We start from the raw sequence: 25285 nt of genomic DNA on the forward strand, positions 1-25285 counted from the left end.
TCCAGCAGAAGCGCTTGACGAGCTGCTGTCACGAATGAAAACACTTGGTGTTGCGACCACCGATTGAGCCCGCCACCCGGCCCTCCCTGCGCGACGGTTTTAACGGCTGCTTCGCGTTCTCCCTGGTGCGCCGGGCTTGTTGGCCACCATCCTCAGCGCGAAGCGGAGCTTCAGCGTGAGTTGATATCAGCATCGGGATATCAGGACCGCGCGACTTGACCGTGCGTGCATCGCCGTTCGTCCGCGCAGACTGACTACGCTGCGGCCATGCACGCCCATCGCATCCCGCTGCCAACGGTCCGTGACGGTCGCGAAACGCCCCTCGTGCGGCAGCAAGACGCGCGGAAATGTGCCAGTGATTTGCCCGACGGCACAAGCGGTTTGTTGCTGCGACAGATCAACGCGACGGGCATGGATGTGGCGTCGATCAGCGAGAAAGCCGATTTTCAACAACGAACTAATCGAGATCGCCGGCGCACACGAACTCCCGACGTTTTCTCCGACGCTGTGCGACGCAGCCTATCAAGCGTCGTCGCGAGGAGCGAAGCGACGACGCGATCCAGAGCTGTCGCAGCGACTGCGGATCGCGTCGCTGCGCTCGCGATGACGTACGGAGGGTTGTCGCTCGACCACGATCGGTACGACGCGCGGAGCGAGCGCAACAGAGTCAGTTCTCCGTCACGCCGGCTTCGTGCGGGGTGAAGTGATAGACCGAGGAGCAGAACTCGCAGGTGACGACGACCTTGTCGTCCTTGACCATGTCGGCGCGGTCCTGGGGCGAGAAGCTCTTCAGCATGTTGGCAACCGCATCGCGCGAGCAGGAACAGCGCGCCTGCAGCGGCACGAGGTCGAACACGCGCACGCCGCGCTCATGGAACAGGCGATACAGCAGCCGCTCGCCCGACAGCGCGGGATCGATCAGCTCGATATCCTCGACGGTCGCGACCAGCGACTGGCCCTCGACCCAGGCCTCGTCCTCCTCGATCGCATGCAGCTCGGTGCCTTCGGGCGCATCGCCGGGATGCAGGTCGGCTTGGCGCAAGCGCTCCGGCGCCTGCGGCAAAAATTGCGTCAGGAGGCCGCCGGCACGCCAGCGGTGCTTGCCGCCGCTCCACTCCTCGCCGACGGCGAGGCGCACGCGGGTCGGGATCTGCTCGGAGCGCAGGAAGTATTCATGAGCGGCCTCCTCCAGGCTGCCGCCGGTGAGCGCGACCAGCCCCTGGTAGCGGCTCATGTCGGCGCCCTGGTCGATGGTCATCGCCAGATGCCCCTTGCCGAGCAGGCCGCCGGAATCCTTGGCCTCAGCCAGCCGGGCTTCGTCGAAGCGGGCATAGGCACGCAGGCGGTCGGGTGCCTGGAAGTCGACCACCAGGAACGACACCGGGCCGTCGGTCTGGGTCTGCAGGATGAAGCGGCCGTCGAATTTCAGCGCGGAGCCGAGCAAGGTCGTCAGCACGATGGCCTCGCCGAGCAGCTTGCCCACGGGCGCGGGATAAGCGTGCTTGGTGAGAATGTCGTCGAGCGCCGGGCCCATGCGGGTCAGTCGCCCACGCAGATCGAGCGCCGCGACCTCGAACGGCAGCACGGCGTCGTCGACCGGCACCGCCGAGGGGGCGCGGCTGGTATCGAGGTTGATGTCGGTGTCGGGGGGATTGGTTGTCATGGGGCGTATTTGGGGATGATTGAAACGAATGGAAGGGCATCCCCGGCTGTCGTCCCGGCCTTGAGCCGGGACTCATACCGCGGATGCTATCGAGGAACGCCGGTGGTAGTCGCCGACGCTAAGCCGTAACCGACGAACCACGATCGCTCCAACTACGCCGAGCAACGGCCACAGCTGCAAATCAGTTCGATCACGCGGTATGGGTCCCGGCTCAAGGCCGGGACGACACCGGTGAAATTGCGCCGTCGAACCCTAAGCCCGCTCGCCGAAGCACCAGGCCAAGATGCCCTTCTGCGCATGCAGGCGGTTCTCGGCTTCGTCGAACACCACCGACTGCGGGCCGTCGATCACCTCGTCGGTGACCTCCTCGCCGCGGTGGGCCGGCAGGCAGTGCATGAACAGCGCCTCGGGCTTCGCCAGCGACATCAACTTGGAATTGACCTGATAGGGCTTGAGCAAATTGTGCCGATGCTCGCCATCCTTGTCGCCCATCGACACCCAGGTGTCGGTGACGACGCAGTCGGCGCCGGCGACAGCGACTTCCGGATCGTGGCCGAGATGGATGTCGGCCCGGGTGGCGCGGATGAAATCCTTCATCGGCTTGCCGGGCGACAGCTGCGGCGGGGTGGCGACGTTGAGCCGGAACTTGAAGCGCTCGGCGGCATGGGCCCAGGAGGCCAGCACGTTGTTGTCGTCGCCGGTCCAGGCCACGGTGCGGCCCTCGATGGAGCCGCGATGCTCCTCGAAGGTCATCACGTCGGCCATCACCTGGCAGGGATGCGAGCGCCGGGTCAGGCCGTTGATCACGGGCACGGTGGCATGCGCGGCAAGCTCGAGCAGCGCCTCGTGACTGAGGATGCGGATCATGATGGCGTCGACATAGCGCGACAGCACGCGCGCGGTGTCGGCGATGGTCTCGCCGCGGCCGAGCTGCATCTCGGTGCCGGTCAGCATGATCGCCTCGCCGCCGAGCTGGCGCATGCCGACGTCGAACGACACGCGCGTGCGCGTCGACGGCTTGTCGAAGATCATCGCCAGCACCTTGCCCTCGAGCGGCTTCTTCGCCGGCTCGCGCGCCTTCAAGGTCTTCTTCATCGCGCTGGACAGCGCCAGCACGTTGCGCAGCTCCTCCACCGGCATCTCGGTGAGATCGAGGAAATGACGCGGCGTATTGCCCATGGTCTTGCTCATGATGCGGCCGCCTGCTTGGCAGGCGCGCCCGACAGCGCCGCACAGGCGCGATCGAGCATCTCGACCGATTGTTCGATTTCGGATTCGTTGACGATCAGCGGCGGCAGGAAGCGCACGACGTTGTCGCCCGCGCCGACGGTGAGCAGCTTCTGATCGCGCAGCGCCGTGACCAGATCGCCCGACGGCACCACCGCCTTGACGCCGATGAGAAGGCCCTCGCCGCGGATCTCGGAGATGATGTCGGGATGACGATCGAGAACGGCGGCGAGCTTCTGCTTCAACAGCAACGACATCTTGCGGACGTGATCGAAGAAGCCGGGCGCCAGCATCACGTCGAGCACGGCGTTGGCCGCGGCGACCGCCAGCGGATTGCCACCGAAGGTCGAGCCATGCGAGCCCGGCGTCATGCCCGACGCGGCCTCGGCCGTCGCAAGCACGGCGCCGATGGGAAAGCCGCCGCCGAGCGCCTTGGCCAGCGACATCACGTCCGGCGTGACGCCGAGCCAGCGATGCGCGAACAGATCGCCGGTGCGGCCCATGCCGGTCTGGACCTCGTCGATGACCAGCAACAAACCGTTGTCGTCGCAGAGCTGGCGCAGCGCCTTGTAGAACGGCAGCGGCGCGGTGCGCACGCCGCCCTCGCCCTGCACCGGCTCGACCAGGATGCCGGCGGTGTGCGGACCGATCGCCTTCTTCACTGCTTCGATGTCGCCGAACGGAACCTGATCGAAGCCGTCCATCGGCGGACCGAAGCCGTCGAGATATTTGGCCGAACCTGTCGCGGCGAGCGTGGCGAGCGTGCGGCCGTGGAACGCGCCTTCGAACGTAATGATACGATACCGTTCGGGATGTCCCTTGGCGGCGTGATATTTGCGCGTGATCTTGATCGCGCCTTCCATCGCCTCCGCGCCCGAATTGGCGAAGAATACGTAGTCGGCAAAGCTCTGCTCGCACAGCCGCGCGGCAAGGCGCTCGCCATCCGGGCTCTTGAACAGGTTCGACATGTGCCAGAGCTTGGCCGCCTGCTCCTGCAGCGCCTTGACCAGATGCGGATGCGCATGGCCGAGCGAATTGACTGCGACGCCCGAGGTGAAATCGAGATAACGGTCGCCATTGGTCGCGATCAGCCACGCGCCTTCGCCGCGCTCGAACGAAAGATCGACCCGGGCGAATACGGGGAGGAGATGCGTAGCGGCAACACTGGTCATGGCGGATCACATGAGCTGACGGGCCGGCCGAGACACGCGCCACGCGGCGCCATCGCGCATCAGGGACCCCACCCTGGAAAACAAAATGTGCCGCCTTTTCAAGGCGGCACGTGCATCTATTGTATGCGGGCAGCGGTGGGAGTCAACTACGCGTCAGCTGATGCATGGGGGGCCGGCCCGTGAGATTCCGGACGCCTGACACGCCTCGAGACACGCCACAGGGAACCACGGAATGTGTGGACTGCGGCCGCCGACTCTTGCGCGGGAGTCACGCCATATTGTAGCGTTTTCAACGTCGAGTACGACATCTCGTGCGGCAGTTCTGATCCCTCTCGAAGTTCTCTGAGTTTGCGTAACGTCCGGGTGCCTTGCGCGTGCCCGGCGAGGGACAAGGGATTCTGCCGCCAGGGATTTTCTTGAGACAGCATCGCAGCGCCGTCCCGGAATTGGCCGGCGCAACGCGAAGGGAAAGGTTCGATGACCGTATTGACCTGGTCCGACGATCGCGTCGAGCAACTGAAAAAACTCTGGGAAGCCGGACTGTCGGCCAGCCAGATCGCCGCGGAACTCGGAAACGTGACGCGCAACGCCGTGATTGGCAAGGTGCACCGGCTGGGCCTGTCCGGCCGCGCCAAGAGCCCGGCCACCGCGGCACCGCGCCAGCGCAAGGCGGCCCGCCCGGCACAGCCGATGATGCGGGTGGCGCGCCCGGTGGCGCGCGGCAACACGGCGCTCGCACAGGTTTTCGAGGTTGAGGCGGAGCCCGATCCGGTTGCATTCGACAACGTCGTGCCGATGAACCAGCGGCTGTCGCTGCTGGAGCTCAACGAGGCGACCTGCCACTGGCCGGTCGGCGATCCCTCGAGCGCGGATTTCTTCTTCTGCGGCGGCAAGGCGCTTTCCGGCCTGCCCTATTGCGCGCAGCATTCGCGCGTCGCCTATCAGCCCGCGGCCGACCGCCGCCGCCAGCCGGCGAAGTCGACCACGCGCTGACGAGGGGGCCGCGACGGGCGACGAGGATGCTCCGCATCGCCCCGGGATCTCCGGCGGCCTCAACTCACAACGACCATGGACGTGAGCCCGGCCCGCGCCGGGCCGCAGATGCGACGGGCGATCAGGCGCCCCGCGCCGGCTTCGACTGCGGAAAGCACGCCGTGAAGGCGGCACCGTTGCGCGGCACGCTTTCGATCAGCAGCCGGCCGCGATGGCGGTTGAGGATGTGCTTCACCAGGGAGAGGCCGAGCCCGGTGCCGCCTTGCGCGCGGCTGTCGCCGACATCGACGCGATAGAAGCGCTCGGTCAGGCGCGGCAGATGCTCGGGCGCGATGCCGGGGCCGAAATCGCGCACCTTGACCCGGATCTCCGGCGCGTTCTCGGCGGAGACGGCCTGCTCCAGCGAGACGATCACGCGCCCGCCCGAGGCGCCGTATTTCAGCGCGTTTTCGATCAGGTTCTCGAACACGCGCAGCAGCTCCTCGCGGTCGCCGGCGATCGTCACCGGCACGTCCGGCAGGCTGGTCTCGATCACCACCTGGCGCTCGCGCGCCAGCGACTCCAGCCCGTCGGTGACCTGGCGGATGATGGGGACGACGTCGACCATGGCGTGGGGCTGGACATGCGCCGACAGCTCCACCCGTGACAGCGACAGCAGATCGTCGATCAGCCGCGCCATGCGCGTCGCCTGGATGTGCATGATGCCGAGGAAGCGCTCGCGCGCCTTCGGATCGTCCTTGGCCGGCCCCTGCAGCGTATCGATGAAGCCCGAGAGCGCCGCCAGCGGCGTGCGCAGCTCGTGGCTCGCATTGGCGACGAAGTCGGCGCGCATTTCCTCGACCCGGCGCAGCGGGGTCAGATCGTGGAACGTCATCAGCATGCATTTGTCCGTGCCGCCGAACGCCGTCGGCACCGGCACCGGCGTGATGATCAGCTCCATCCAGCGATCGACCGGAACGTGATCGTGATAGGTGGCACGGCGGATCTCGGTGGTGGCGATCGCCTCGCGCAGCGCAGTGATGATCTCCGGCGTGCGCAGCGCGAACTGGGCGAGCTCGCCCTTGCGCAGGGCCGGCGCGAGCTGCGCGGCAGCGGCATTGAGGTGGATGACTCGGCCGGCGCGGTCGAGCAGCACGGCGGGATCGGGGATGCCCTCGACCACCGCGCTGACGGCCGGCGCCTCGACCGGGTTGGCGTGGCGCTCCTCCTCACGCTTGGCGACCGCGCCATGCAGCCGCCACGGCACCAGGGCGGCGGCGGAAATACACAGGAATACCGCCAGGGCCCGCAGCGGCAGCAGCTCGTCCAGCAGCACGAGCCCGGCAAGCGCGAGCGCCGCAGCGAGCAGGATGATCGCGGAATGGCGCAGCCGGTCCGGCCAGGGGGTGAAGATCGAGAGCGGCGTGTCGGAGGGAGCGTCGAGGGCCATCTCGTCCTACTGTTCCCTTGAGCTGGCGTCAGGCACCGGAATCGCTGCGTTTCCTCACAAAAGCGGCTTCCGGTGGGGGGCCCGGATCGAGGCTGAGCGCGGCCTGCCGCAGCCGTTTCGACCGCGTGCTGATGATAACCTCGCGAAACGTCAGCAAGATTACAGAAATGAGGAACGGCGCCAAATAATACAGCATCCGGAACAGGAGCATTCCGGCCAGCAGCTCCTCGCGGTCCATCTGCCACAGCCCGACCAGCATCGCGGCGTCGAACACGCCGAGCCCGCCGGGGGAATGGCTGGCGAAGCCGAGCAGGGTCGCCGAGACGAAGATCACAGCCACCACGACGAAGCCGAGATTGGGCTCGTCCGGCACCAGCACATACATCGCCAGCGCGCAGAAACCGAGGTCGATGATGCCGATCGCGATCTGCAGCAGGGTCAGAGGGCCGCTCGGCAGCACCACGGTCCACGGCCCGCGGCCGACCACGCGCGGCTTGGTCCATACCCAGGCGACATACCCCAACAGACCGACCAGGATCGCGATCGCCACCATGCGGTTGACCCAGGGCGGCAGCTGGTCGATCGAGGCGGCTGCCTCCGGATGATAGCTGATGCCGAGCCCGAGCACGGCCGCATTGCCGAGCCAGAACGTCAGGCCGGCAAGGAAGCAGATCTTGGCGACGTCGATGGCGTTCAGCCCATGGGCCGAATAGACGCGGTAGCGCACGGCACCGCCGGTGAAGACGCTGGCGCCGACATTGTGGCCGATCGAATAGCTGGTGAAGGCGGCCAGCGCGTTGACGCGGTAGGGCACGTGGTCGTGGCCAATCGCGCGCACCGCGAACAGATCGTAGAAGGTCAGCGTGAAATAGCCGGCGGCGACGAACAGCGCGGCGAGCGCGATCTGATGCGGCTCCGTGCTCTTGATCGCCTCGAGCACCTCGTAGGTGTCGATGCCGCGCAGCATGTGGTAGAGGACGTAGCAGGCGACCGCGATCACAGCGATGCTGATCAGCACGCCGAGCTTGTGCAGGACTTGCTTCTCGCGCAGGAACGTGGCCGCTCTGCGTATGGCTTCAAGCATCTACACCTCTCACCGTGATCCGATCACGACGGCCGGGGACGCCGCGCCCCGGAGGCCGCAGCATCATGTGCGCATACAACGCCCTCGTAGCGCGTTTCGACGCATTGGGGAACACGGAGCGTGCGAACAAAAGCGTACACATGGATATACTTAGCAGGCTTTGCGGAAATGCGATGCACCGTTTTGCCGCACATGAGGCAAGACATCAGGCAAAGGCATCGGACAAGGCATCATGCTGGACGGCGGGGCAGCGCACGTCCCCGCCAGCCTGCAAACCCCAGGTTAAACTTTGGTGAGGAACGCGAATCTCCGGGGCTTCCGGGGCGCCCAGCGGTTCGGCGGGTCAGCATGACTCAACGATAAGCGCGAGCTGCGCGTTTGACAGGTTCGCGCCTCGTCAAACCTTCGTGTCTCGCAGTTGCGATGACCCGGGGCACGCGGACGGCGGGCGCGCCGCCGCAGTCTCGGCAGATGGCGTCGGGTGCAGTCCGGGGCGGCGGTCTCAGGCCGCCGATTTCGTCCGCATGCTGCGGATCACCACCAGCGCCCGAAGCCAGGTGCCGATGGCGCAGCCGACGAGGTAGGGCACGAACATGATCAGCAGCAGCTCGAGCCAGTAGCCGGCCCGGCCGGGAATCAGGCAGGCCACGGCCGTCGCGACCAGGCCGGCGGCCAGCGCCGCCAGCAGCCAGGTCAGCCAGCCCGACACGCGCGGGGCGCGATGCACCACGGCGACCCAGCCCATCGCCAGCCCGATGGCGAATGCGCCGGCCAGCCAGCCCCAGTGAAAGGCAACGAGATAGGCCATGACGTTACCTCACCACGAATTCGATGCGCCGGTTCTGCGCCCGGCCGTCGGCGGTGTCGTTGGCGGCGACCGGCTGGGTGCTGCCATAGCCGATCGCGCTGAAACGGTCGGCCGGCAGTCCGGCCTTGACCAGATAATCGACCACCGCCTGGGCGCGCTTCTGCGACAGCACCTGATTGGCGGCAGAGTCGCCGTCGGCATCGGTGTGCCCGATGATCTCGACATTGGCGGAGGGACAGCGGAACGCGATCTCGACGAGGCGGTCGAGCAGACCGGTGGAATCCCTGTCGAGGTCGCTGCGGCCGGTCTCGAACCGGATCTTGGCCTTGCCGAGCAGGTCGGAGAACAGCTGCTGGCACACCGTGGGATCGACCGGGGCGGCTGCCGGCTTCACCGTGATGTCGGCCTTCACCTGCCAGCCCTGTGGGACATCTTTGGCGAGCCCGGTCCGGATCTGGGCCGCTGCGGCGTCGTAAAGCGCATCACCGGAAATCTTGATGTCACGATCGGACACTACCAGCGTGCCGGTCGACAGCCGCGACAAGGCGCCCAACGCCGGCACCACCGCATTCACGAAATTGGTTGGCGCGCCGAGGCTGTTCTTGAGATTGTCGACGACCTTCTCGCTGAAGAATTTGCGCGATGAAGAGCCGACGACGACGGCGTGGATGTTCTCGTCGGGAACGTTGCCTGCAAGCGTCACGGTGACCGCGACCGGGTCCTTGTAGGCCTGGAAGACATAGGGCGGCGCCTTGACCTCGTTGCTGGCGACCTTGAAGCCGTCCGGCAGCTTTCCGAGCGCGGCCGCGATCGCCTCGCGGCCGCCGAGCTCGCGCGCCATGCCGGACAATGTGACGTCGCCGTCGGAGATCGTGAACTTGCCGTCCTTCAGCTTGGCGATCTGGCCGATCAGCAGCAGCGCCGCATCCTCGAAGCGCGCCGGCGCGCCGCGTGCCAGGCCCATCTGATCCGCGACCTCCACGCCCGGCAACGCCGCCCGGGTCGCGTCCATCAGCTTGCCCTTCAAGGCGGGCAGCGGCGCGCTGCCGCCCAGCGTCACCCGGACGACGTCGCGCTCGGCCGACCAGACGAAGGGCTTGGCCTCGGGGACCAGCCGCGTCTCGTCGTTGACGAGCCGCACGCCGGCCACGCCGTCGACCGCAGCAACCGCATCGCGGCGTCCGGCCTCGGAAAACGCATTGGCGCGCAGCGAGACATCGCGGCCGTCCACCGTGATGCTTGTCCTGTCGAGCACCGCCCCCGTCAGGACGGCCGAACTGCGTCCGGCGAGATCATTCTCCAGGGGAACGGTGCTGGTCCAGGCCGCGAGGCCCCAAAGCACGATCAGCGGAATGACGCCAGGCCACCATTTCCCGCTCCACCTGAAAAGTCCGCGCATTCGTCATCCGTCGCATCGAGGAAGCAGAGAGAAAACAAACCCTTGCATGCCTGTCAAACCGGAAATGAGGAGCGCCGCACGGTACGTTGTGACCGCAGGCTAAGGTTTTCTTCAATCATTCGTCGGTAACCTTGTCCCGACACTCACCGGGCCGCATATTTCAGATGAGGCGATTTCGCAAAACCTTTATCCGTGCCGGCCTGGAAGCGCTGTATCTGAGCGGCGCGCATGTCTGGCTGCGCCCGATCTTCTCGGGCGTGGGTGCGATCTATACGCTGCATCATGTGCGGCCGCACCGCGACGCCGATTTCCAGCCCAATTGTCACCTCGAGGTCACTCCGGATTTCCTGCGCGAGATGTTGTCGCACCTGCGCGACCACGACATCGAGATCATCACCCTCGACGAGTTGCACAGCCGGCTGGTGGCGAAAGACTTTTCGCGCCGCTTCGCCTGCTTCACCTTCGACGACGGCTATCGCGACAATCGCGATTTCGCGCTGCCCGTCATGCGCGAGTTCGATGCGCCGTTCACCATCTATGTGACGAGCGATTTCGCATCGGGACTGGGTCGGCTCTGGTGGGTGACGCTGGAGCGGCTGGTCGCGAAGACTGACGCGATCGACATCGAGATCGGCGGGCTGTCGCTGCAGCTCGATGCATCGACGCCGGCAGCCAAATGCGTGACGTTCCAGCGCCTGCACGACTGGCTGCGCGCACTGCCGGGCGAGCACGACGTCCGGCGTGAGATCAGCGCGCTGTGCGCGCGCTACGACGTCGACGAGGCCTCGATCTGCCGTGAGCTCTGCCTGTCCTGGGACGAGCTCCGGGCGCTTTCGACTGAGCCATTGATCTCGATCGGCGCGCATTCGATCAGTCACTGCAATCTCGCCAAGCAGACCGAGGAGACGGCGCGCATCGAGATCGCCGACAGCCGCACTCGGATCGAGAACGAGTTGCAGCGGCCGGTGCTGCACATGGCCTACCCCTACGGCGACCGCGCCGCCGCTTCCCAGCGCGAATTCGTGCTGGCGGCCGCGAGCGGCTACAAGACCGCCGTCACCACCCGGCCCGGCATGATCTTCGCGGAAAGCGCCGATCATCTCACGGCCCTGTCGCGCGTCTCGCTGAACGGCCATTACCAGGACGCCCGCGTGCTGCCGGTGCTGACCTCGGGCGCGGCCACCGCGATGTGGAACGGCTTTCGCCGCATCGACGCGGCATAGCCCCGCCATAACGTTGCCCTCCGATTGAATTGCGGCGGATTCGTGCGACTGCGTCTCACTTGACGTGCTGGCGCGTCCCGCTCACAAGCGCGCATGACATAAGGAAAGGGAGGCTTCATGCTCAGGAACTTGTTCTCACTCGAAGGACGCGTCGCGCTCGTCACCGGCGGCTCGCGCGGCATCGGCAAGATGATCGCATCCGGCCTGCTCGCGCATGGCGCGGCGAGGGTCTACATCACCGCGCGCAAGGCCGGGCCCTGCGAGGCGACCGCCAAGGCACTGACGACGGAATATGGCGGCGAATGCGTCGCGCTGCCGATCGACATTTCGACGATGGCCGGCATCGAGACGCTCGCGGGCGAGATCAAGAAGCGCGAGCCCAAGCTCGACATCCTCGTCAACAATGCCGGCGCGGCGTGGGGCGCCGACTTCGACGAATTCCCGGAGAGCGGCTGGGACAAGGTGATGAACCTCAACCTCAAGACGCCGTTCTTCCTGACCAAGGCGCTCGCAGCTCCCTTGCGTGCGGCGGCCAGCGCCGAACGGCCGGCAAAGGTCATCAACATCGCCTCGATCGACGGCATCTTCGTCAACCCGCTCGAGACCTATTCCTATGCGGCGAGCAAATCCGGCCTGATCCATCTGACGCGGCGCATGGCGGCCAAGCTGATCAAGGACCACATCGTGGTGACCGCGATCGCGCCCGGACCGTTCAAGTCCGACATGAACAAGGCCGCGCGCGACAACGCCGACGAGGTCGCCTCGCGCGTGCCCGCTGGGCGCATCGGCACCGACGAGGACATGGCTGGCACGGCGATCTTCCTCGCCTCGCGCGCGGGCGACTACGTGGTCGGCAATACGATCGCCGTCGACGGCGGCATCGTCTACGCGAACCCCGGCATTCCGGGCGCGGGCTGGGACAGCTGAGAAGGGCGAATAGCGAATAGCGAATAGCGAATAGCGAATAGCGAATAGCGAATAGCGAATAGCGAATAGCGAATAGCGAATAGGCTACTTCCCCTATTCGCTACTCGCAACTCGCTATTCGCCTCTCATCAAGTCTCGATCTTCACGTACTCGAAGTCACCCGGCTTGTTGTCGATCCCGACCTTCGGGGGCGCGATCCACGAGGCGTATTCGCCGATCTCGGTGACCGGCCTCATCAGCGAGGAGATGTAGGCGCCGTCGTCGGCCGACGGCAGCCAGTCGCCCTTGCGCTTCGCCCACGTGCCCTCGTCGATCAGGATGCCGTCGGGCGTCGCATGGACGTCCTTGAACTCGCCGATGGCGCGGTGGAAGGCGGTATGTGGCAGCTTGAGCTGGAAGTCGTAGCCTGCGGTCGTGATGATCTTGTTCCAGCGCAGCAGGCCCTTGACGCAGTCCTGCGAGTAGTCGTCGCGCAGGCGCATGTTGAGCGCGGTCAGCGCCGGCTCGTCGACCCGCTTGATCTCGCCGTCGACCAGCTTGAGCACCGGATAGGTCGAGTTCTTGAGCTGGTGATCGTCCTGGATCTGGGTCTCGTGATAGCGGCCCTTGATGCCGGCATTGAAGGCATTGGCCGCGTTGGTCGAGACCTCCGAGCCGAACAGGTCGAGCGACAGCGTGTAGTGCAGGTTCAACTTCTTCTGGATGGTCGGCAGGTCGATCACGCCCAGCGCGCGGACCTTGGCGATGTCGGTGGGATCGTCGATCCCGGCCTCGCGCATCGCCTCGACCGTGCGCTGGATCACGCGGCCGACGCCGGTCTCGCCGACGAACATGTGATGCGCCTCCTCCGTCAGCATGAAGCGGCAGGTGCGCGACAGCGGATCGAAGCCGGACTGCGCGAGCGAGTGCAGCTGCATCTTGCCGTCGCGGTCGGTGAAGTAGGTGAACATGAAGAACGACAGCCAGTCCGGCGTCTTCTCGTTGAAGGCGCCGAGCATGCGCGGGCTGTCCGCATCGCCCGACCGGCGGCGCAGCAGCTCGTCGGCCTCCTCGCGGCCGTCGCGGCCGAAATATTTCTGCAGCAGGTAGACCATCGCCCATAGGTGACGGCCCTCCTCGACGTTGACCTGGAACAGGTTGCGCATGTCGTAGAGCGACGGCGCCGTCTTGCCGAGATGGCGCTGCTGCTCGACCGAGGCCGGCTCGGTGTCGCCCTGGATCACGATCAGGCGGCGCATCAGCGCGCGATATTCGCCGGGAACCTCCTGCCAGGCCGGCTCGCCATAGTGCTCGCCGAACGGGATCTTGCGATCCTCTTCCTGCGGAGCCAGCAGGATGCCCCAGCGATAGTCGGGCATCTTGACGTAATCGAACTTCGCCCAGCCGCGCGGATCGACCGAATAGGCCGTGCGCAAGTACACCAGCGACTGCTGGAAGCCCTCGGGGCCCATGTCGTTCCACCAGTCGACGTAGCCGGGATGCCAGCCTTCCAGGGCCTTGAGGACCTGGCGGTCCTCGGCGAGATTCACGTTGTTCGGAATCTTGGTCGAGTAGTCGACGTTCATGATGTTCATGTTCATGGCGTGCCTCCCTGAAATCTTCCCGGTGGTCATGCCCGGCCTCGTGCCGTGCATCCACGTCGTTCGTGTCGATTAGCTCGCGGATGGCCGGGTCAAGCCCGGCCATGACGGATGATAACTACACGCGCGTCATGTCATATTGCGGCCGCTCGCCGGTGCCGTAGCGCCTGAGTGCGCCCTCCTCGCCGACCGCGTTGGGCCGCTGGAAGATCCAGTTCTGCCAGGCGGTGAGGCGGGCGAAGATCTTCGATTCCATCGTCTCGGGGCCGGCGAAGCGCAGATTGGCTTCGAGACCGGTGAGGCTGTCGGGCGAGAAGCTGGCGCGCTCCTCGAGGAAGACGCGGATCTCGTCCTCCCAATCGATGTCATCCAGCGCGAAGGTCACGAGGCCGAGCTCCTCGGCCTCATCGGCTTCGAGCGGCTTGCCGACCTGCTCACGCACACGCGCGAGATCGGTGGGATCGGCGAGGAAGCGCGACTCCAGCCGGGTCAGGCCGTGACTCATCGGATAGGGACCGAAATTCATCGCCGACAGTTCGATCGCCGGCGCCGGGCGGTTGTCGCCCTGGATGGTGCCGATCAGCATGTAGGAGCGGTCGGAAGCGAACACCAGCTCGGCGAGCGTGCCGGCGAAACAGGAACCGGGCTCGACCAGCGTGACCAGCGTGCGCGAGGTGACGTCGATGCGCTTCAGCACCCGCTTCCAGTAATGCCTGACCTCGTTGACCAGCCAGTGCGCCTTGTTGGCCTCAAGGAACGCGTCATGCGCGAGCACCTGGGCGCGATCGCCATGCGACTTGAACACCAGCATAGCGATGCCGAGCTCGTTGATGCGCAGATGCAGGATGGCGTCATCGAGTTCGCGCGCGACCTGCAGCGGCCAGAAGGAAGCGCCCTGCCCGATCATGCCGTCGATGTCCGCAGGTGGCGCGGCCTCGGGAGCCGAGATGGTGATCGTGGCGATGCGGGCCGTGCGGTCGATGTCGACATTGACGAAGCCGTAGCGCACGCTCGACGCATCGATGACGCGCTTCAGCGGCGTCAGCGCGACGCCCTTGCCGCTGCCGTTGCGCTTGGAGGCGGCTGCGAATTCCTTGGCGCGCTCGGCCACCTTGGCATCGACCTTGGAGTTCGGCGCGATCTCGTCGACGAGGCGCCATTGCACGGCGCGCTTGCCCTTGACCCCCTCCTCCGTGGTGCAGAACGCGTCCGCGCGATCGCGGCGGACCTTGCGCTTGTCGACGACGCGGGTGAGACCGCCGGTACCCGGCAGCACCGCGAGCAGCGGCACTTCCGGCAGCGACACCGACGACGAGCCGTCATCGGCGAGGATGATGTGATCGGTGGCGAGCGCGAGCTCATAGCCGCCGCCGGCCGCGGTGCCGTTCACCACGGTGATGAAGCGCTGGCCGGAATTCTCGGATGAATCCTCGAAGCCATTGCGGGTCTCATTGGTGAACTTGCAGAAGTTCACCTTGTGGGCGTGGGTCGCGCCCGCAAGCATGCGGATGTTGGCGCCGGCGCAGAACACGCGCGGCTTGGCCGAGCGCAGCACCACGACCTTCACTTGCGGGTGTTCGAAGCGCAGCCGCTGCACGGCGTCGGCGAGCTCGATGTCGACGCCGAGATCATAGGAATTGAGCTTGAGCTGGTAGCCCTCGAACAGGCCGCCATTCTCGTCGACGTCCATGGCGAGCGTCGCCACCTCGCCATCGATCGAGAGCTTCCAATGTTTGTAGCGGGAGGGATCGGTCTGAAAATCGATGAACGTCTTGCCTCCCGCGAGCACGCGGTCTTCCCCGGCCATGTGTCACCCTTCGTTGGAGTGCTTATCGTTGATATGCACAATAATTCATGTTATGGCTGCCGTCTACGACAAAAAGCCGAAACATGCACTTTGTTTCATGTTCGTGATGCCGGGGCCGGCAAGGTCGCGGCCGCGAACTCGGCAATGACCCGCAAGGTGGCGTCCGGCGCCTCGCGATGCGGGGAATGGCCGGTGTTGGGCAGCATCGTCACCTCGACCGGGCAGTAGCACTCCTCCTGGATGGTCTCGACCTGGCGGATGGTGCCGTACTGGTCGTCGACGCCCTGGATCACGACCACGGGAACGCGGATGTAGGCGAGGTCGCCGGTGATATCCCAGGCCCGGAATGCCGGATCGAGCCAGGCGCCGTTCCAGCCGTAAAACGCGTTGTCGACGTCCTTGTGCCAGCGGCCGAGCTTGGTGCGCAGTTCCGTGGTTTCGTAAGTGGTCTTGATCGCGGCGATCGACGACACAGAGATGTCCTCAACGACCACATGCGGCGCGATCAGCACGATGCCGTCGAGGCGATGGTCGGCGTGGCTGCCCCCGTAGATCGCCGCGATCGACGCACCATCGGAATGGCCGACGAGAAGACCGCGCTGAAAGCCGATTTGATCGAGCAGCTTCGGCAGCACATCGCGCGCCTCGCGCTGCATGTAGTCGAGCGGCCGCGGCAGAGACACCGGGCTGGAGGCGCCGTAGCCCGCGCGCGAATAGACGAACACGGAAACGCCGGTGGCTTGCTGGAGCTTGTCGGGAAAGTCGCCCCACAACCCGACCGAGCCGAGCCCTTCATGCAGCAGCACGATGCACGGAGCGTCAGAGGGCTGCGGACCGATCAGGCGATATTCGAGATCGGCGGAATCGATGGTGAGGAAGCCGTTCGATGAAAGCTGCACGGGTCACTCTCTCCTTCGTCATGCCCGGCTTGACCCGGGCATCCACGTCTTTCCTGTCGAGGCGGAATGGATGGCCGGGTCAAGCCCGGCCATGACGACAACCAAGAGCAGGATCGCTCCCGAGAGTGGGGGCCAACTACTGACCCGCCCCCTCACGCAGCTTGAAGCGCTGGATCTTGCCGGTCGCGGTTTTCGGCAGGCTGTCCACCACCTCGATCCAGCGCGGATATTTCCACGGGCCGATCTTCTGCTTGACGTGTTCCTTCAGTGCCTCGTGCAGGGTCGAGCGATCGACGCTCGGGCGCAGCACGACATAGGCCTTCGGCTTCAACAGCCCCTCCGGATCGGCTTCCGGCACCACGGCAGCCTCGAGCACCGCGGGATGCGTGATCAGCGCGCTCTCGACCTCGAACGGCGACACCCAGATGCCGGAGACCTTGAACATGTCGTCGGAGCGGCCGCAGAAGGTGTAGCGCCCGTCGGCGTCGCGGACATATTTGTCGCCGGTGCGCGTCCAATAGCCCTCGAACGTCGAGCGGGTCTTGTGGCGCTGATTCCAGTAGCCCTCACCGGCGGACGGTGCATGCACCAGCATCTCGCCGACCTCGCCGTCCGGCACGTCCTGGCCGGCCTCGTTGACAAGACGAACCTGATAGCCCGGCACGGGGCGCCCCGATGAGCCGTATTTGATGTCCCCGGGGACGTTGGACAGGAAGATGTGCAGCAGCTCGGTCGAGCCGACACCATCGAGAATGTCGACGCCGAACCGCGCCTTCCAGGCATTGCCGACCGATTCCGGCAGCGCCTCGCCGGCCGAGGTGCAGATGCGCAGCGCGCTGCCGGCCTTCTCATGGCGCAGCGACTCATCGTGCAGCATCGCGGCGAACAAGGTCGGCACGCCGTAGAAGATGGTCGGATTGTAGCGGTTGAGGAGCTTGAACATCAGCGCCGGCGTCGGGCGCTCGGAGTTGAGGATCGTGGTTGCGCCGACCGACAGCGGGAAAGTCAGCGCATTGCCGAGGCCATAGGCGAAGAACAGCTTTGCGGCTGACAGACAGACATCGCTCTCGCGGATGCCGAGCACTTGGCTGGCATAGGTCTCGGCCGTCGCGGCGAGATTGCCGTGCAGATGTCGCACGCCCTTGGGCATGCCGGTCGAACCGGATGAATACAGCCAGAACGCAGGCTCATCCTCGTGGGTCGCGACCGTGTCGAACTGATCGCTCTCGCGCGCGAGCTCCTCGGTGAGCAGCTTGTGGCCGAAGGCATTGGCGCCGGACACGACGACGCAATCGAGATCCGGCATCCGGCCGACAATGTCCTTCACCACCGGATACAGCGCCTCGGACACGAACAGCACGCGGGCGCGGCAGTCGGCGAGCACATACGCGTATTGGTCAGAGGTCAGCAGCGTGTTGAGCGGCACCGGGACGACGCCCGCGCGCATGGCGCCAAGAAACACCGCGGGGAAATCCACCGTATCGAGCATGATCATCGCCACGCGCTCCTCGCGGCGGACGCCAAGGCGGCGCAGCATGTTGGCGACGCGGCAGGTCTGCTGTTGCAGACCGCGATAGGTCAGCTCCGAGACCGTGTCCGTGTAGGCGAGCTTGTCGCCGCGCCCCGCCTCGACATTGCGGTCAAGCAGCCACGATACCGCATTGTACGACTTCACGGCATTCTCCCCGGATTTTTGAATTATAATTCATACAAGGCCACCAACATCGCTTGCTGTCAATCCTCCCCGGCATTATGTTTCCTACTCAAAAGAGTGCCTCAGGGATATGACGCCACACAGCGATGCCCCGCGCGACGACGGCCAGTCCGCGGCCGAGAGCGATTTCCTCGACCAGCTGGGCCAGCGGGTGCGGCGGATGCGCGGCCTCGCCGGCATGTCGCGCAAGGTGCTGGCCGAGGTCTCCGGGATTTCCGAGCGCTACATCGCCCAGCTCGAGAGCGGCAAGGGCAATGTCTCGATCGTGCTGCTGCGCCGCATCGCCAACGCGATCAACGCGCCGCTCGACGACGTCATCCCCGGCGGCGAGCCATCGCCGGACTGGCCGGTCATTCGCGATCTCCTGAAGAAGGCGAGCCCGAGCCAGATCGCCGAGGTCAAGGAGCTGCTTGCCGGGGGCGCATCGGCGCCGCTGCGGCGTTCGTTCTCAGGCATTGCGCTGATCGGCCTGCGCGGTGCCGGCAAGTCGACGCTCGGCAAGATGCTGGCGGAGCGGATCGGCTGGAGCTTCGTCGAGCTGAACAAGGAGATCGAGCGGCAGAACGGGCTTTCGGTTGCCGAGATCATCGCGCTCTACGGCCAGGAAGGCTTTCGCCGCATGGAGCAGGCCGCCCTGGTGCAACTGCTCGCGCGCAAGGAGCCGATGGTGCTGGCGACCGGCGGCGGCATCGTCTCCGAGCCGGTCACCTTCGACCTGATCCTGACCTCGTTCTACACCATCTGGCTCAAGGCCGAGCCGGAGGAGCACATGGGGCGCGTGCGTAAGCAGGGCGACCTCCGCCCGATGGCCGACGACCGCTCGGCGATGGCCGAGCTGCGCAACATCCTGGCGAGCCGCGAGCCGCTGTACGCGAGGGCCAATGCGGTGGTCGATACGGCGGGACTGTCGGTCGAAGCGGCGGCCGCACGGCTGGGCGAAGCCGTGAAGCCGGTGCTGACTGGCGACGCCCGGATGTTCGCGCGGGCGTGAGACGTCGTGCGACTTCGATCGCGCCGCAAGCGTCCGGTACGCATTAACCACCACCCACATTTCAATACCGGCGAGACTCGCCACACACCCTCCGATTGATTAATCAATCGTTAAGTCACTGGAGGACGTGGGATGCAAAATCGTCGTCGCGAGGCTCGCCAGCGCGTCTACTATGGCGGCGTGCTGACCTTCAATTCAGGCTGCTCGACGCTGGCCTGCGTCGTGCGCAATTTCAACCACCGCGGCGTCAAGGTCGAGCTCGAGGGCAGCGTGCTGCTGCCGGACCGCGTCGAGATCAGCATCGAACGGCGCGGATGGTCACGACCGGCGCAGTTGGTGTGGCGCGACGGCGCGGGCGCCGGCCTCGCCTTCCTTCACGACGATGGCGAGGTGATCGATCTCGAAACGGCGCGCACCTTGCGCCTGCAGGAGCGCGCCAACAGGCAGCTCAAATCGCGCCTCGAGCAATTGCTCTCGGGGCACTGAGCAATGTCCGAATCCTCGCAAGAGCACGACGACTGGCTGATCGCCTCCGATGCGCCGCCGCCGGTCGCGGCGCGCGCCGCCGAGCGCCCGCGATCGCACTGGCTCCGGCGCGTCACGCTGCTGCTCGCCGCCCAATATGTCATCGTGCTGGTGATCGGCGTCGCGGCGGCCTCGACCGTGCGCGCATTCGTGCTGCCGGAAGTCACCGGTCGCTTCGAGGCGCTTGCAGCGGCGCTCAAGCGAACGCCGCTGCCTTGAGTTCTGAGCTGGTCACTCGATCTCCCGCAGCTCCGCATAGGTCAGCGGCTTGAGGCTGGCGCCATCGAAATAGACGAAGCGCAGGCGGCGGCGGCGGGAGATGAAGTTCGACGGCAGCGGATCGTAGCGGAAGGTGACGCCACCGAGATGCGGCGTCAGGCTGCCGACGTCCGTCAGCGCGTCGATCTCGACGCGCAGCAGCTTGAGGCTCGTGCCGTCGCGCAGGATCTCGAACGGGACCCGCGCCAGCCGCAGGAAGCTGGTCGGATCCGGCGCGGCGATGAAGCCGTCGACGAAGGCGGCTTCGACCTTGTCGAGATCCGTCTCGACCACCGCGGCAGGCTTGGCGCCCTCAGGCTGATGCGGCGTCTGCCATTGCACCGGCGAACGGTGGCCGTGCGGATGGTTGTGGCCGGGGCCATGCGTCGGATGGTCGTGATGATGGTCGTGGCCATGATCGTGGTGATGATCATGATGATGGCCGTGATGGTGGTGATGATGACGCATCGCGGGCCTCAGTAGCTGACCGGCTTGTTGATGATGGACTTGTGGCTGCCGAGCTTGCCGTGCGCGACCATCGAGCCGAGCACCTCGACGACGACGCGGACGCCGATCAGCGCGGTGATGTCCGAGGTGTCGTAGGGCGGCGAGACCTCGACCACTTCGAGTCCGCACAGGCCTTCGGCGGCGACGAGACCCAGCAGCTTCAGCGCCTCGCGCGGCAGGAAGCCGCCGGGCTCTGGCCAGCCGGTGCCGGGCACGAAGCCGCAATCGATGGAGTCGACGTCGAACGAGATGTAGACCGCGTCGGCATCCTTCCAGGCCAGCTCGAGCGCGATCTCGGCGGTCTTCTCCAGGCCGATCTTCTCGATGTCGGCGATGGTCAGCACGTTGGTGTTGCGCTTGCGCGCGACCTCGACGCCCTCGCGCGGCACCTGCCAGCCGCCGATACCGAGCTGCACCAGATTGGTCGGCGACACATTGGGCAGGTTGGTCGCCCAGTACCAGGGCGTGGTGTGCATGCGCTCGTCGAGATCCTTCTCCTGGATGTCGATGTGGCGGTCGAAATGGATGATGCCGATCTTCTTGTCGGTGCACTGCGCGATGCCGCGCACGCACGGAAAGCCGATCGAGTGGTCGCCGCCGAGCATGATCGGCAGCGCGCCGGACGAGAACACATGCGCGACGCCGCGGCTGATCTGGTCAAAGCTCTTTTCCAGATTGGCGGGAATCGTGAAGACGTCGCCGGCATCGCACAAGGTCATCTGCTCGCGCAGGTCGACGCCCAGCTCATAGTTGTAGGGCGTGTAGAGCGCGGAGATGCGGCGGATGCCCTGCGGCCCGAAGCGGGTGCCGGGCCGATAGGTGGTGCCGGAATCGAAGGGGATGCCGATCACTGCGGCGTCGTATTTGCCGACGTCGCGGACGTTCTCGACATACGGCGCCTTCATGAAGGTGTTGATGCCGGCGAAATGCGGCAGCTCGCCGCGGGCGAAGGTCGGGATGTCGCGATCCGTCAGCGTGTCGGCGCCGGGCAGGCCCATGTCGAGCGCCCATTGCCGCTCCTTGCGCCAGCCGTTGGTCGGCAGCTTGCCCTCGGCCTCCAGCGCCTGCCAGCCTTGCGTGGCCATCTTGTCGAAGTCCGGATGGTGACGGCGCATGCTCCGGCGCTGCGAGTGCAATCCGGCGCGGCGCGACCGGCGCATGAATGGGAATGACATGGAGACTCTCCTTCGTTTCTTTCGACGTTTCTTGAACTGACTATTGCGTCGCCTGCAGGCTGGCGCGGATGAATCCGAGCACGGGCACGGCGCTGTCGCGGGTGAGATCGAGATCGTAGGTGATGCGCGCGCCGAACCGCTCCGGCGCCTGCGGATCCTTGCGGGGACGGTCGAGCGCGATCAGCCGCGTGGCGAGGCCGAACGCCTCCTTGATGTCGTGGGTGACCATCACGATGGTCATGTTGTGCTGGCGCCACAGCGGCTTGATCAGCGCATGCATCTGGGCGCGGGTGCCGGGATCGAGCGCGCCGAAGGGCTCATCGAGCAGCAGCACGCGCGGCTGCTTCGCCAGGGCCTGCGCGATCGCCAGGCGCTGCTGCATGCCGCCGGACAACGCGCTTGGATATTTGTCGCGATGCTCGGCCAGGCCGACGGCCTCGATCAGCGCGAGGCTCTTCTCCATCGCCGCCTTGCGCGCCGATCCGAACAGCCGCGCCGTGAACGGGCTGCCGGCAAGCTCGTAGCCGAGCAGCACGTTGCCGAGCACGGTCAGATGCGGGAACACCGAGTAGCGCTGGAACACGATGCCGCGGTCCGGTCCGGGCTCGGCCGGAAACGGCCGGCCGTCGAGCAGCACCGCGCCCTGGCTCGGCCTCTCCTGGCCGAGGATCAGGCGCAGGAAGGTACTCTTGCCCGCGCCGGACGGGCCGACGATCGACAGGAACGTGCCGGAGGCGATCTCGAGATTGATGCGCTCGAGCACGACCTGGTTGCCGTATTCGACCCAGACGTTGCGGAAGGAGAGCGTGCTCATTGGCGGCTGCCTCGCGCATATGCCCAGGGAAAGGCGTGCCGTCCGAACCAGACCAGCGCGTAGTCGAGGATGTAGGCAAGCAACGTGATCCAGACGACGTAGGGCAGGATCACATCCATCGAGAGATAGCGGCGGACCAGGAAGATGCGGTAGCCGAGTCCGACATCGGAGGCGATCGCCTCGGCCGAGATCAGGAACAGGAAGGCGGGCCCGATCATGAGCCGCAGCCCCTGGATCAGGCGTGGCATGATCTGCGGCAGCACCACGCGGATCGCGACCTGCCAGGTCGAGGCGCCCAGGGTCTGCGCCTTGATCAGCTGCTCGCGCGGCATGTTCTGCACCTCGAGCGAGAGGTCGCGCACCAGGGTCGGCGTGACGCCGATGATGATCAGCACCACCTTGGACAGCTCACCGAGGCCGAACACGATGAACAGAACCGGCAGCATCGCCATCGGCGGGATCATCGACAGCACCGCAATCAGCGTGCCGAAGCCGGCGCCGGCCACTGGCAGCAATCCGATGGCGAGTCCGAGCACGAGACCGATGGCGGCGGAAATGCCGAGGCCGAGCGCGAGGCGCTGCAGGCTCGCCGCCGTGTCGGACCACAGCACGTAGTCGCCGGAGCGGCGATCCGGCTCGGTCGCGAGCCGCTTGGAGGTCGCGACCATCTCGGAGACCGGCGGCAGCAGCTTGTCGTCGGGATTGTCCGCGCGCCGCTGCGCCGATCCGACCACGTAGATCAGCGCGATCAGCAGGAACGGCAACAGGGCCAGCAACAGCCGGCTGCCCCGGTTCGGAACGACGTTCATGGCACGCGGCATCAACAGGCTCCCTCAATCCTCATGGTGAGGGGCGCGTCAGCGCCGTCTCGAACCATGAGGCCCCGATGTGGGCCTCATCCTTCGAGACGCTTGCGCTCGCGCAAGCTCCTCAGGATGAGGGGTGGCACCGGCAGTCCAGGAAGCGGATCAGAGCTTCCTTTCGGCCGCCATCTTCATGAAGGTCGGATCGAAGCGCAGCTTGACGTTGCTGGCCGCGCCCAGCGCCTTCGTTGGCGTGGAGATGCCGACCGCGTCCTTCGACTTCACGTTCTCGCCGAGCAGGTTGTGATCGAAGCAGAAGGTGCGCACGAGATCCATGATCTTCGGCAATTCCGGTCCGGTCACGAAGGCGAGCGCGTCCTTCGGCTCGTAGTACATGAACGTCGTCTTGAGCTGGGTCTCGAAGCCGGCGAGATCGGTGCCCGACAGCTTGGCCATCGCCTCGCGCGCGGCCTTGCCCTTCTCGCTCTGGTCCTTCATCAGCGCGATGGTCTCGTACCAGATGCCGACCAGCGCCTTGCCGAGCTCCGGATTGTCCTTGAGCGTCGCGCTGTTGACGACCAGGAGATCCTCGATCTCGCCGGGGATCTTGCTGGAATCGAATACCAGCGTTGCACCCGGCTCGGCCTTCACCTCCAGCAGTTGCGGATTCCAGGTGACCACGGCCGTCGTGTCCGGCGACTTCGCGGCGGCGACGATGTCGGCGTCCGACGTGTTGACGGTCTTGATGTTCTTCTCGGAGAGTTTCGCGGTCTCGAGGCCGCGCGCCAGCAGATAGTGCGACACCGAGAGCTCGACGAGGTTGACCTTCTGGCCCTTGATGTCGGCCATGGTCTTGCCCTTCTTCAGCACGACACCGTCATTGCCGTTGGAGTAGTCGCCCATGATGATGGCCGACGTGTCGACGCCGCCGGCAGCGGGGATGGTCAGCGCATCCATGTTGGTGACGGTGACGCCGTCGAACTTGCCGGCGGTGTACTGGTTGATCGACTCGACGTAGTCGTTGATCTGGGTGACCTTGATCGAGATGCCGTATTTGTCCGCCCACTTCTTGACGATGCCGGACTCGGCCGCATAGGGCCACGGCATCCAGCCGACATAGATCGTCCAGGCGATGTTGAATTCCTTCTTCTTCTCAGCTGCCGCGGGCGACAGCGATGCGGTCGCCAGCGTCGATGCAGCGAGCAGTGCAACAAACAGATTTCGCGCTTTTCCCATGTCCAGTCCCTCATCGGTTTTCTGACCGCGGACTGGCATGAAGAACCTCGTGCCTGCCAAGCGCGGCCACTGAGGTCTCCCGGGTTTTTATCCCGCCGTGCACCAGGGCTCTCCCCTGGCGGCTGCTCTCGGACCAGCATTCTCGATGGAGAACCGGAACCCTAGCTGCCAACTCTGAGCAACGGGGGGAGCAATCCGCGTGCCAGGGAAAAATGCTTGCGATTCAACGGAACCGGCGGCACGCTGTGCTCAAAAATTCGGCACTCAGAATTCTTCTTGGGCGAGGTGGCGCGTCAGCCCACGCCGGGCCATGCAACGACAGCATGAACCGTCCGGCGCAGGGGGGGCGACATCATCAGGCAGGCCCGTCAGTCGCAGTGGCTTGGAGTCTCGTTGATATGATCAGGTCTTCCGGGATCGCATTAGCAACCATTCTGGCTCTCAGCCTCGCCGCCGAGGCAGCCTTCGCGCAGAGCGCGCCCGCTCCCGATACGCCGGCGCAACCTGCTCCCGCCGCGAGCCCCACCCCGACAGCCACTCCGGCACCAGCCGCCTCGGCCGAGAAACCTGGCGACGCCAAGCCGGCCAGCGAGGCGGCCGCGCCGAAGAAGAAGCGGACGAGAACCAGTACGCGCAAGGAAGTCGAGGACTCCCTGCGCAGCGGCACGGTGCCGTCGCGCTATCGCAGCCGGGTGCCGAAGGAGTACCAGAAGTACATCCCGTTCCATCGCTGAGGTCTAGAGTGGCGGTGTCATTTTCACGATGACTCCGACGATCAGCATGAAGGCGAGACACAGCCCCGTCTCAAGGTCGGAATGAACAGACCAGAAGCCGCGCAAGCCGGCCACGGCCTTCTGTGGTGATTCGATTCGGATACGAGGTGCACGCATTTGTTCAACCTCTGATAAAAGGAAAAACAAACTACTACCCTGGAAAATTAATCCCGTCCAAGCCGCACCTCAATGCGAAAAATCAGCGCATGTCGGGGCAGTGGTCAAAATCTACGCCCGACGCCCGACGCGATCTTGATTTGAGTCAATCCGCTTCCACG

General features: G+C 65.6%; 23 protein-coding genes and 1 riboswitch. Of the genes, 7 read left to right on the forward strand and 16 right to left on the reverse strand.

Features of this window, described 5'->3' with window-relative positions; genetic code table 11:
• Positions 1–667: 667 nt before the first annotated feature.
• From ACQR1E_RS32470 to ACQR1E_RS32480, 3 genes are all read right to left on the reverse strand, one after another.
• Positions 668–1663: an Hsp33 family molecular chaperone gene (locus ACQR1E_RS32470; protein ID WP_315717144.1), complete on the reverse strand. Its 996-nt coding sequence runs from the start codon at positions 1661–1663 to the stop codon at positions 668–670.
• A 252-nt stretch (positions 1664–1915) separates the two neighbouring features.
• Positions 1916–2842, reverse strand: a complete 927-nt coding sequence (argF, locus tag ACQR1E_RS32475) for an ornithine carbamoyltransferase (RefSeq protein ID WP_315717175.1) — start codon at positions 2840–2842, stop codon at positions 1916–1918.
• Positions 2843–2850: 8 nt separating this feature from the next.
• Positions 2851–4062 (reverse strand): aspartate aminotransferase family protein, encoded by a 1212-nt coding sequence (locus ACQR1E_RS32480; protein WP_315751238.1) that lies wholly within the window; start codon positions 4060–4062, stop codon positions 2851–2853.
• 477 nt (positions 4063–4539) lie between these two features.
• Here ACQR1E_RS32480 and ACQR1E_RS32485 point away from each other — a divergent pair, with 477 nt between their 5' ends.
• Positions 4540–5055 carry a GcrA family cell cycle regulator gene (locus ACQR1E_RS32485; protein ID WP_315717142.1) on the forward strand — a complete coding sequence of 172 codons (516 nt, stop codon included), beginning with the start codon at positions 4540–4542 and terminating at the stop codon, positions 5053–5055.
• 121 nt (positions 5056–5176) lie between these two features.
• Here the strand turns inward: ACQR1E_RS32485 and ACQR1E_RS32490 are convergent, their stop codons facing one another.
• The 4 genes from ACQR1E_RS32490 to ACQR1E_RS32505 all read right to left on the reverse strand — a co-directional run bounded on the left by ACQR1E_RS32490 (position 5177) and on the right by ACQR1E_RS32505 (position 9775).
• Positions 5177–6484 (reverse strand): ATP-binding protein, encoded by a 1308-nt coding sequence (locus ACQR1E_RS32490; protein ID WP_315717141.1) that lies wholly within the window; start codon positions 6482–6484, stop codon positions 5177–5179.
• Positions 6485–6512: 28 nt separating this feature from the next.
• Positions 6513–7568 (reverse strand): lysylphosphatidylglycerol synthase domain-containing protein, encoded by a 1056-nt coding sequence (locus ACQR1E_RS32495; protein WP_315751236.1) that lies wholly within the window; start codon positions 7566–7568, stop codon positions 6513–6515.
• Positions 7569–8070: 502 nt separating this feature from the next.
• Positions 8071–8376, reverse strand: coding sequence for a hypothetical protein (locus ACQR1E_RS32500; RefSeq protein WP_315717139.1), 306 nt, complete (start codon positions 8374–8376; stop codon positions 8071–8073).
• 4 nt (positions 8377–8380) lie between these two features.
• Positions 8381–9775: an OmpA family protein gene (locus ACQR1E_RS32505; RefSeq protein ID WP_316187461.1), complete on the reverse strand. Its 1395-nt coding sequence runs from the start codon at positions 9773–9775 to the stop codon at positions 8381–8383.
• A 164-nt stretch (positions 9776–9939) separates the two neighbouring features.
• Between ACQR1E_RS32505 and ACQR1E_RS32510 the strand changes: the two genes are divergently transcribed.
• Both ACQR1E_RS32510 and ACQR1E_RS32515 read left to right on the forward strand, forming a co-directional pair.
• The gene (locus tag ACQR1E_RS32510) at positions 9940–10998 is read left to right on the forward strand and encodes a polysaccharide deacetylase family protein (protein WP_315751232.1); all 1059 of its coding nucleotides are present in this window, start codon (positions 9940–9942) and stop codon (positions 10996–10998) included.
• Positions 10999–11115: 117 nt separating this feature from the next.
• Positions 11116–11925, forward strand: a complete 810-nt coding sequence (locus ACQR1E_RS32515) for an SDR family oxidoreductase (protein WP_316173221.1) — start codon at positions 11116–11118, stop codon at positions 11923–11925.
• A 128-nt stretch (positions 11926–12053) separates the two neighbouring features.
• Here ACQR1E_RS32515 and boxB read toward each other — a convergent pair whose 3' ends face one another.
• The 4 genes from boxB to ACQR1E_RS32535 form a co-directional block, all read right to left on the reverse strand.
• Positions 12054–13505 (reverse strand): benzoyl-CoA 2,3-epoxidase subunit BoxB, encoded by a 1452-nt coding sequence (boxB, locus tag ACQR1E_RS32520; protein WP_434898033.1) that lies wholly within the window; start codon positions 13503–13505, stop codon positions 12054–12056.
• Positions 13506–13623: 118 nt separating this feature from the next.
• Positions 13624–15312 carry a 2,3-epoxybenzoyl-CoA dihydrolase gene (gene boxC, locus ACQR1E_RS32525; RefSeq protein WP_315827955.1) on the reverse strand — a complete coding sequence of 563 codons (1689 nt, stop codon included), beginning with the start codon at positions 15310–15312 and terminating at the stop codon, positions 13624–13626.
• A 95-nt stretch (positions 15313–15407) separates the two neighbouring features.
• A complete protein-coding gene (locus tag ACQR1E_RS32530) occupies positions 15408–16211 on the reverse strand; it encodes an alpha/beta fold hydrolase (RefSeq protein WP_315751226.1) in 804 nt (267 codons plus the stop codon).
• 136 nt (positions 16212–16347) lie between these two features.
• Positions 16348–17886, reverse strand: a complete 1539-nt coding sequence (locus ACQR1E_RS32535; RefSeq protein WP_434841876.1) for a benzoate-CoA ligase family protein — start codon at positions 17884–17886, stop codon at positions 16348–16350.
• Between the two features lie 109 nt (positions 17887–17995).
• Here ACQR1E_RS32535 and ACQR1E_RS32540 point away from each other — a divergent pair, with 109 nt between their 5' ends.
• The 3 genes from ACQR1E_RS32540 to ACQR1E_RS32550 all read left to right on the forward strand — a co-directional run bounded on the left by ACQR1E_RS32540 (position 17996) and on the right by ACQR1E_RS32550 (position 19660).
• Positions 17996–18916 carry a helix-turn-helix transcriptional regulator gene (locus tag ACQR1E_RS32540; RefSeq protein ID WP_434898034.1) on the forward strand — a complete coding sequence of 307 codons (921 nt, stop codon included), beginning with the start codon at positions 17996–17998 and terminating at the stop codon, positions 18914–18916.
• Positions 18917–19048: 132 nt separating this feature from the next.
• Positions 19049–19402 carry a PilZ domain-containing protein gene (locus ACQR1E_RS32545; RefSeq protein ID WP_434898035.1) on the forward strand — a complete coding sequence of 118 codons (354 nt, stop codon included), beginning with the start codon at positions 19049–19051 and terminating at the stop codon, positions 19400–19402.
• Between the two features lie 3 nt (positions 19403–19405).
• Positions 19406–19660: a hypothetical protein gene (locus ACQR1E_RS32550; protein WP_316173223.1), complete on the forward strand. Its 255-nt coding sequence runs from the start codon at positions 19406–19408 to the stop codon at positions 19658–19660.
• 12 nt (positions 19661–19672) lie between these two features.
• Here the strand turns inward: ACQR1E_RS32550 and ACQR1E_RS32555 are convergent, their stop codons facing one another.
• From ACQR1E_RS32555 to ACQR1E_RS32575, 5 genes are all read right to left on the reverse strand, one after another.
• Positions 19673–20041, reverse strand: coding sequence for a hypothetical protein (locus ACQR1E_RS32555; RefSeq protein ID WP_434898048.1), 369 nt, complete (start codon positions 20039–20041; stop codon positions 19673–19675).
• 134 nt (positions 20042–20175) lie between these two features.
• On the reverse strand, positions 20176–21381 hold the full coding sequence (locus tag ACQR1E_RS32560; RefSeq protein WP_316193459.1) for an agmatinase family protein: 1206 nt from the start codon (positions 21379–21381) through the stop codon (positions 20176–20178).
• 40 nt (positions 21382–21421) lie between these two features.
• Complete coding sequence (locus ACQR1E_RS32565; protein ID WP_316193460.1) at positions 21422–22195, reverse strand: ABC transporter ATP-binding protein; 774 nt, start codon at positions 22193–22195, stop codon at positions 21422–21424.
• Positions 22192–23016: an ABC transporter permease gene (locus tag ACQR1E_RS32570; protein WP_316193461.1), complete on the reverse strand. Its 825-nt coding sequence runs from the start codon at positions 23014–23016 to the stop codon at positions 22192–22194. The genes ACQR1E_RS32565 and ACQR1E_RS32570 overlap by 4 nt, the downstream gene beginning before the upstream one ends.
• Before the next feature lie 147 nt (positions 23017–23163).
• Positions 23164–24234: a putative urea ABC transporter substrate-binding protein gene (locus tag ACQR1E_RS32575; protein WP_434898036.1), complete on the reverse strand. Its 1071-nt coding sequence runs from the start codon at positions 24232–24234 to the stop codon at positions 23164–23166.
• A 74-nt stretch (positions 24235–24308) separates the two neighbouring features.
• Positions 24309–24410: riboswitch (guanidine-I (ykkC/yxkD leader) on the reverse strand.
• A 222-nt stretch (positions 24411–24632) separates the two neighbouring features.
• On the opposite strand from ACQR1E_RS32575, the gene ACQR1E_RS32580 reads away from it, so the two are divergent.
• Positions 24633–24968, forward strand: a complete 336-nt coding sequence (locus tag ACQR1E_RS32580) for a hypothetical protein (RefSeq protein WP_315827951.1) — start codon at positions 24633–24635, stop codon at positions 24966–24968.
• The last annotated feature ends 317 nt before the right edge of the window (positions 24969–25285 follow it).

Origin of the sequence: Bradyrhizobium sp. HKCCYLRH1030 (genome assembly GCF_051168395.1) — a bacterium.
Lineage (GTDB): Bacteria > Pseudomonadota > Alphaproteobacteria > Rhizobiales > Xanthobacteraceae > Bradyrhizobium.

Bases quoted from the DNA above. Each gene is read 5' to 3' on its own strand.
- ACQR1E_RS32490 (WP_315717141.1), bottom strand. From the start codon at position 6,484: ATGGCCCTCGACGCTCCCTCCGACACGCCGCTCTCGATCTTCACCCCC.
- ACQR1E_RS32575 (WP_434898036.1), bottom strand. From the start codon at position 24,234: ATGGGAAAAGCGCGAAATCTGTTTGTTGCACTGCTCGCTGCATCGACG.
- ACQR1E_RS32570 (WP_316193461.1), bottom strand. From the start codon at position 23,016: ATGCCGCGTGCCATGAACGTCGTTCCGAACCGGGGCAGCCGGCTGTTG.
- boxB (WP_434898033.1), bottom strand. From the start codon at position 13,505: ATGAACATGAACATCATGAACGTCGACTACTCGACCAAGATTCCGAAC.
- ACQR1E_RS32545 (WP_434898035.1), top strand. From the start codon at position 19,049: ATGCAAAATCGTCGTCGCGAGGCTCGCCAGCGCGTCTACTATGGCGGC.
- argF (WP_315717175.1), bottom strand. From the start codon at position 2,842: ATGGGCAATACGCCGCGTCATTTCCTCGATCTCACCGAGATGCCGGTG.
- ACQR1E_RS32505 (WP_316187461.1), bottom strand. From the start codon at position 9,775: ATGCGCGGACTTTTCAGGTGGAGCGGGAAATGGTGGCCTGGCGTCATT.
- ACQR1E_RS32480 (WP_315751238.1), bottom strand. From the start codon at position 4,062: ATGACCAGTGTTGCCGCTACGCATCTCCTCCCCGTATTCGCCCGGGTC.
- ACQR1E_RS32510 (WP_315751232.1), top strand. From the start codon at position 9,940: ATGAGGCGATTTCGCAAAACCTTTATCCGTGCCGGCCTGGAAGCGCTG.
- ACQR1E_RS32470 (WP_315717144.1), bottom strand. From the start codon at position 1,663: ATGACAACCAATCCCCCCGACACCGACATCAACCTCGATACCAGCCGC.
- boxC (WP_315827955.1), bottom strand. From the start codon at position 15,312: ATGGCCGGGGAAGACCGCGTGCTCGCGGGAGGCAAGACGTTCATCGAT.
- ACQR1E_RS32495 (WP_315751236.1), bottom strand. From the start codon at position 7,568: ATGCTTGAAGCCATACGCAGAGCGGCCACGTTCCTGCGCGAGAAGCAA.
- ACQR1E_RS32485 (WP_315717142.1), top strand. From the start codon at position 4,540: ATGACCGTATTGACCTGGTCCGACGATCGCGTCGAGCAACTGAAAAAA.
- ACQR1E_RS32500 (WP_315717139.1), bottom strand. From the start codon at position 8,376: ATGGCCTATCTCGTTGCCTTTCACTGGGGCTGGCTGGCCGGCGCATTC.
- ACQR1E_RS32515 (WP_316173221.1), top strand. From the start codon at position 11,116: ATGCTCAGGAACTTGTTCTCACTCGAAGGACGCGTCGCGCTCGTCACC.
- ACQR1E_RS32550 (WP_316173223.1), top strand. From the start codon at position 19,406: ATGTCCGAATCCTCGCAAGAGCACGACGACTGGCTGATCGCCTCCGAT.
- ACQR1E_RS32560 (WP_316193459.1), bottom strand. From the start codon at position 21,381: ATGTCATTCCCATTCATGCGCCGGTCGCGCCGCGCCGGATTGCACTCG.
- ACQR1E_RS32540 (WP_434898034.1), top strand. From the start codon at position 17,996: ATGACGCCACACAGCGATGCCCCGCGCGACGACGGCCAGTCCGCGGCC.
- ACQR1E_RS32580 (WP_315827951.1), top strand. From the start codon at position 24,633: ATGATCAGGTCTTCCGGGATCGCATTAGCAACCATTCTGGCTCTCAGC.
- ACQR1E_RS32565 (WP_316193460.1), bottom strand. From the start codon at position 22,195: ATGAGCACGCTCTCCTTCCGCAACGTCTGGGTCGAATACGGCAACCAG.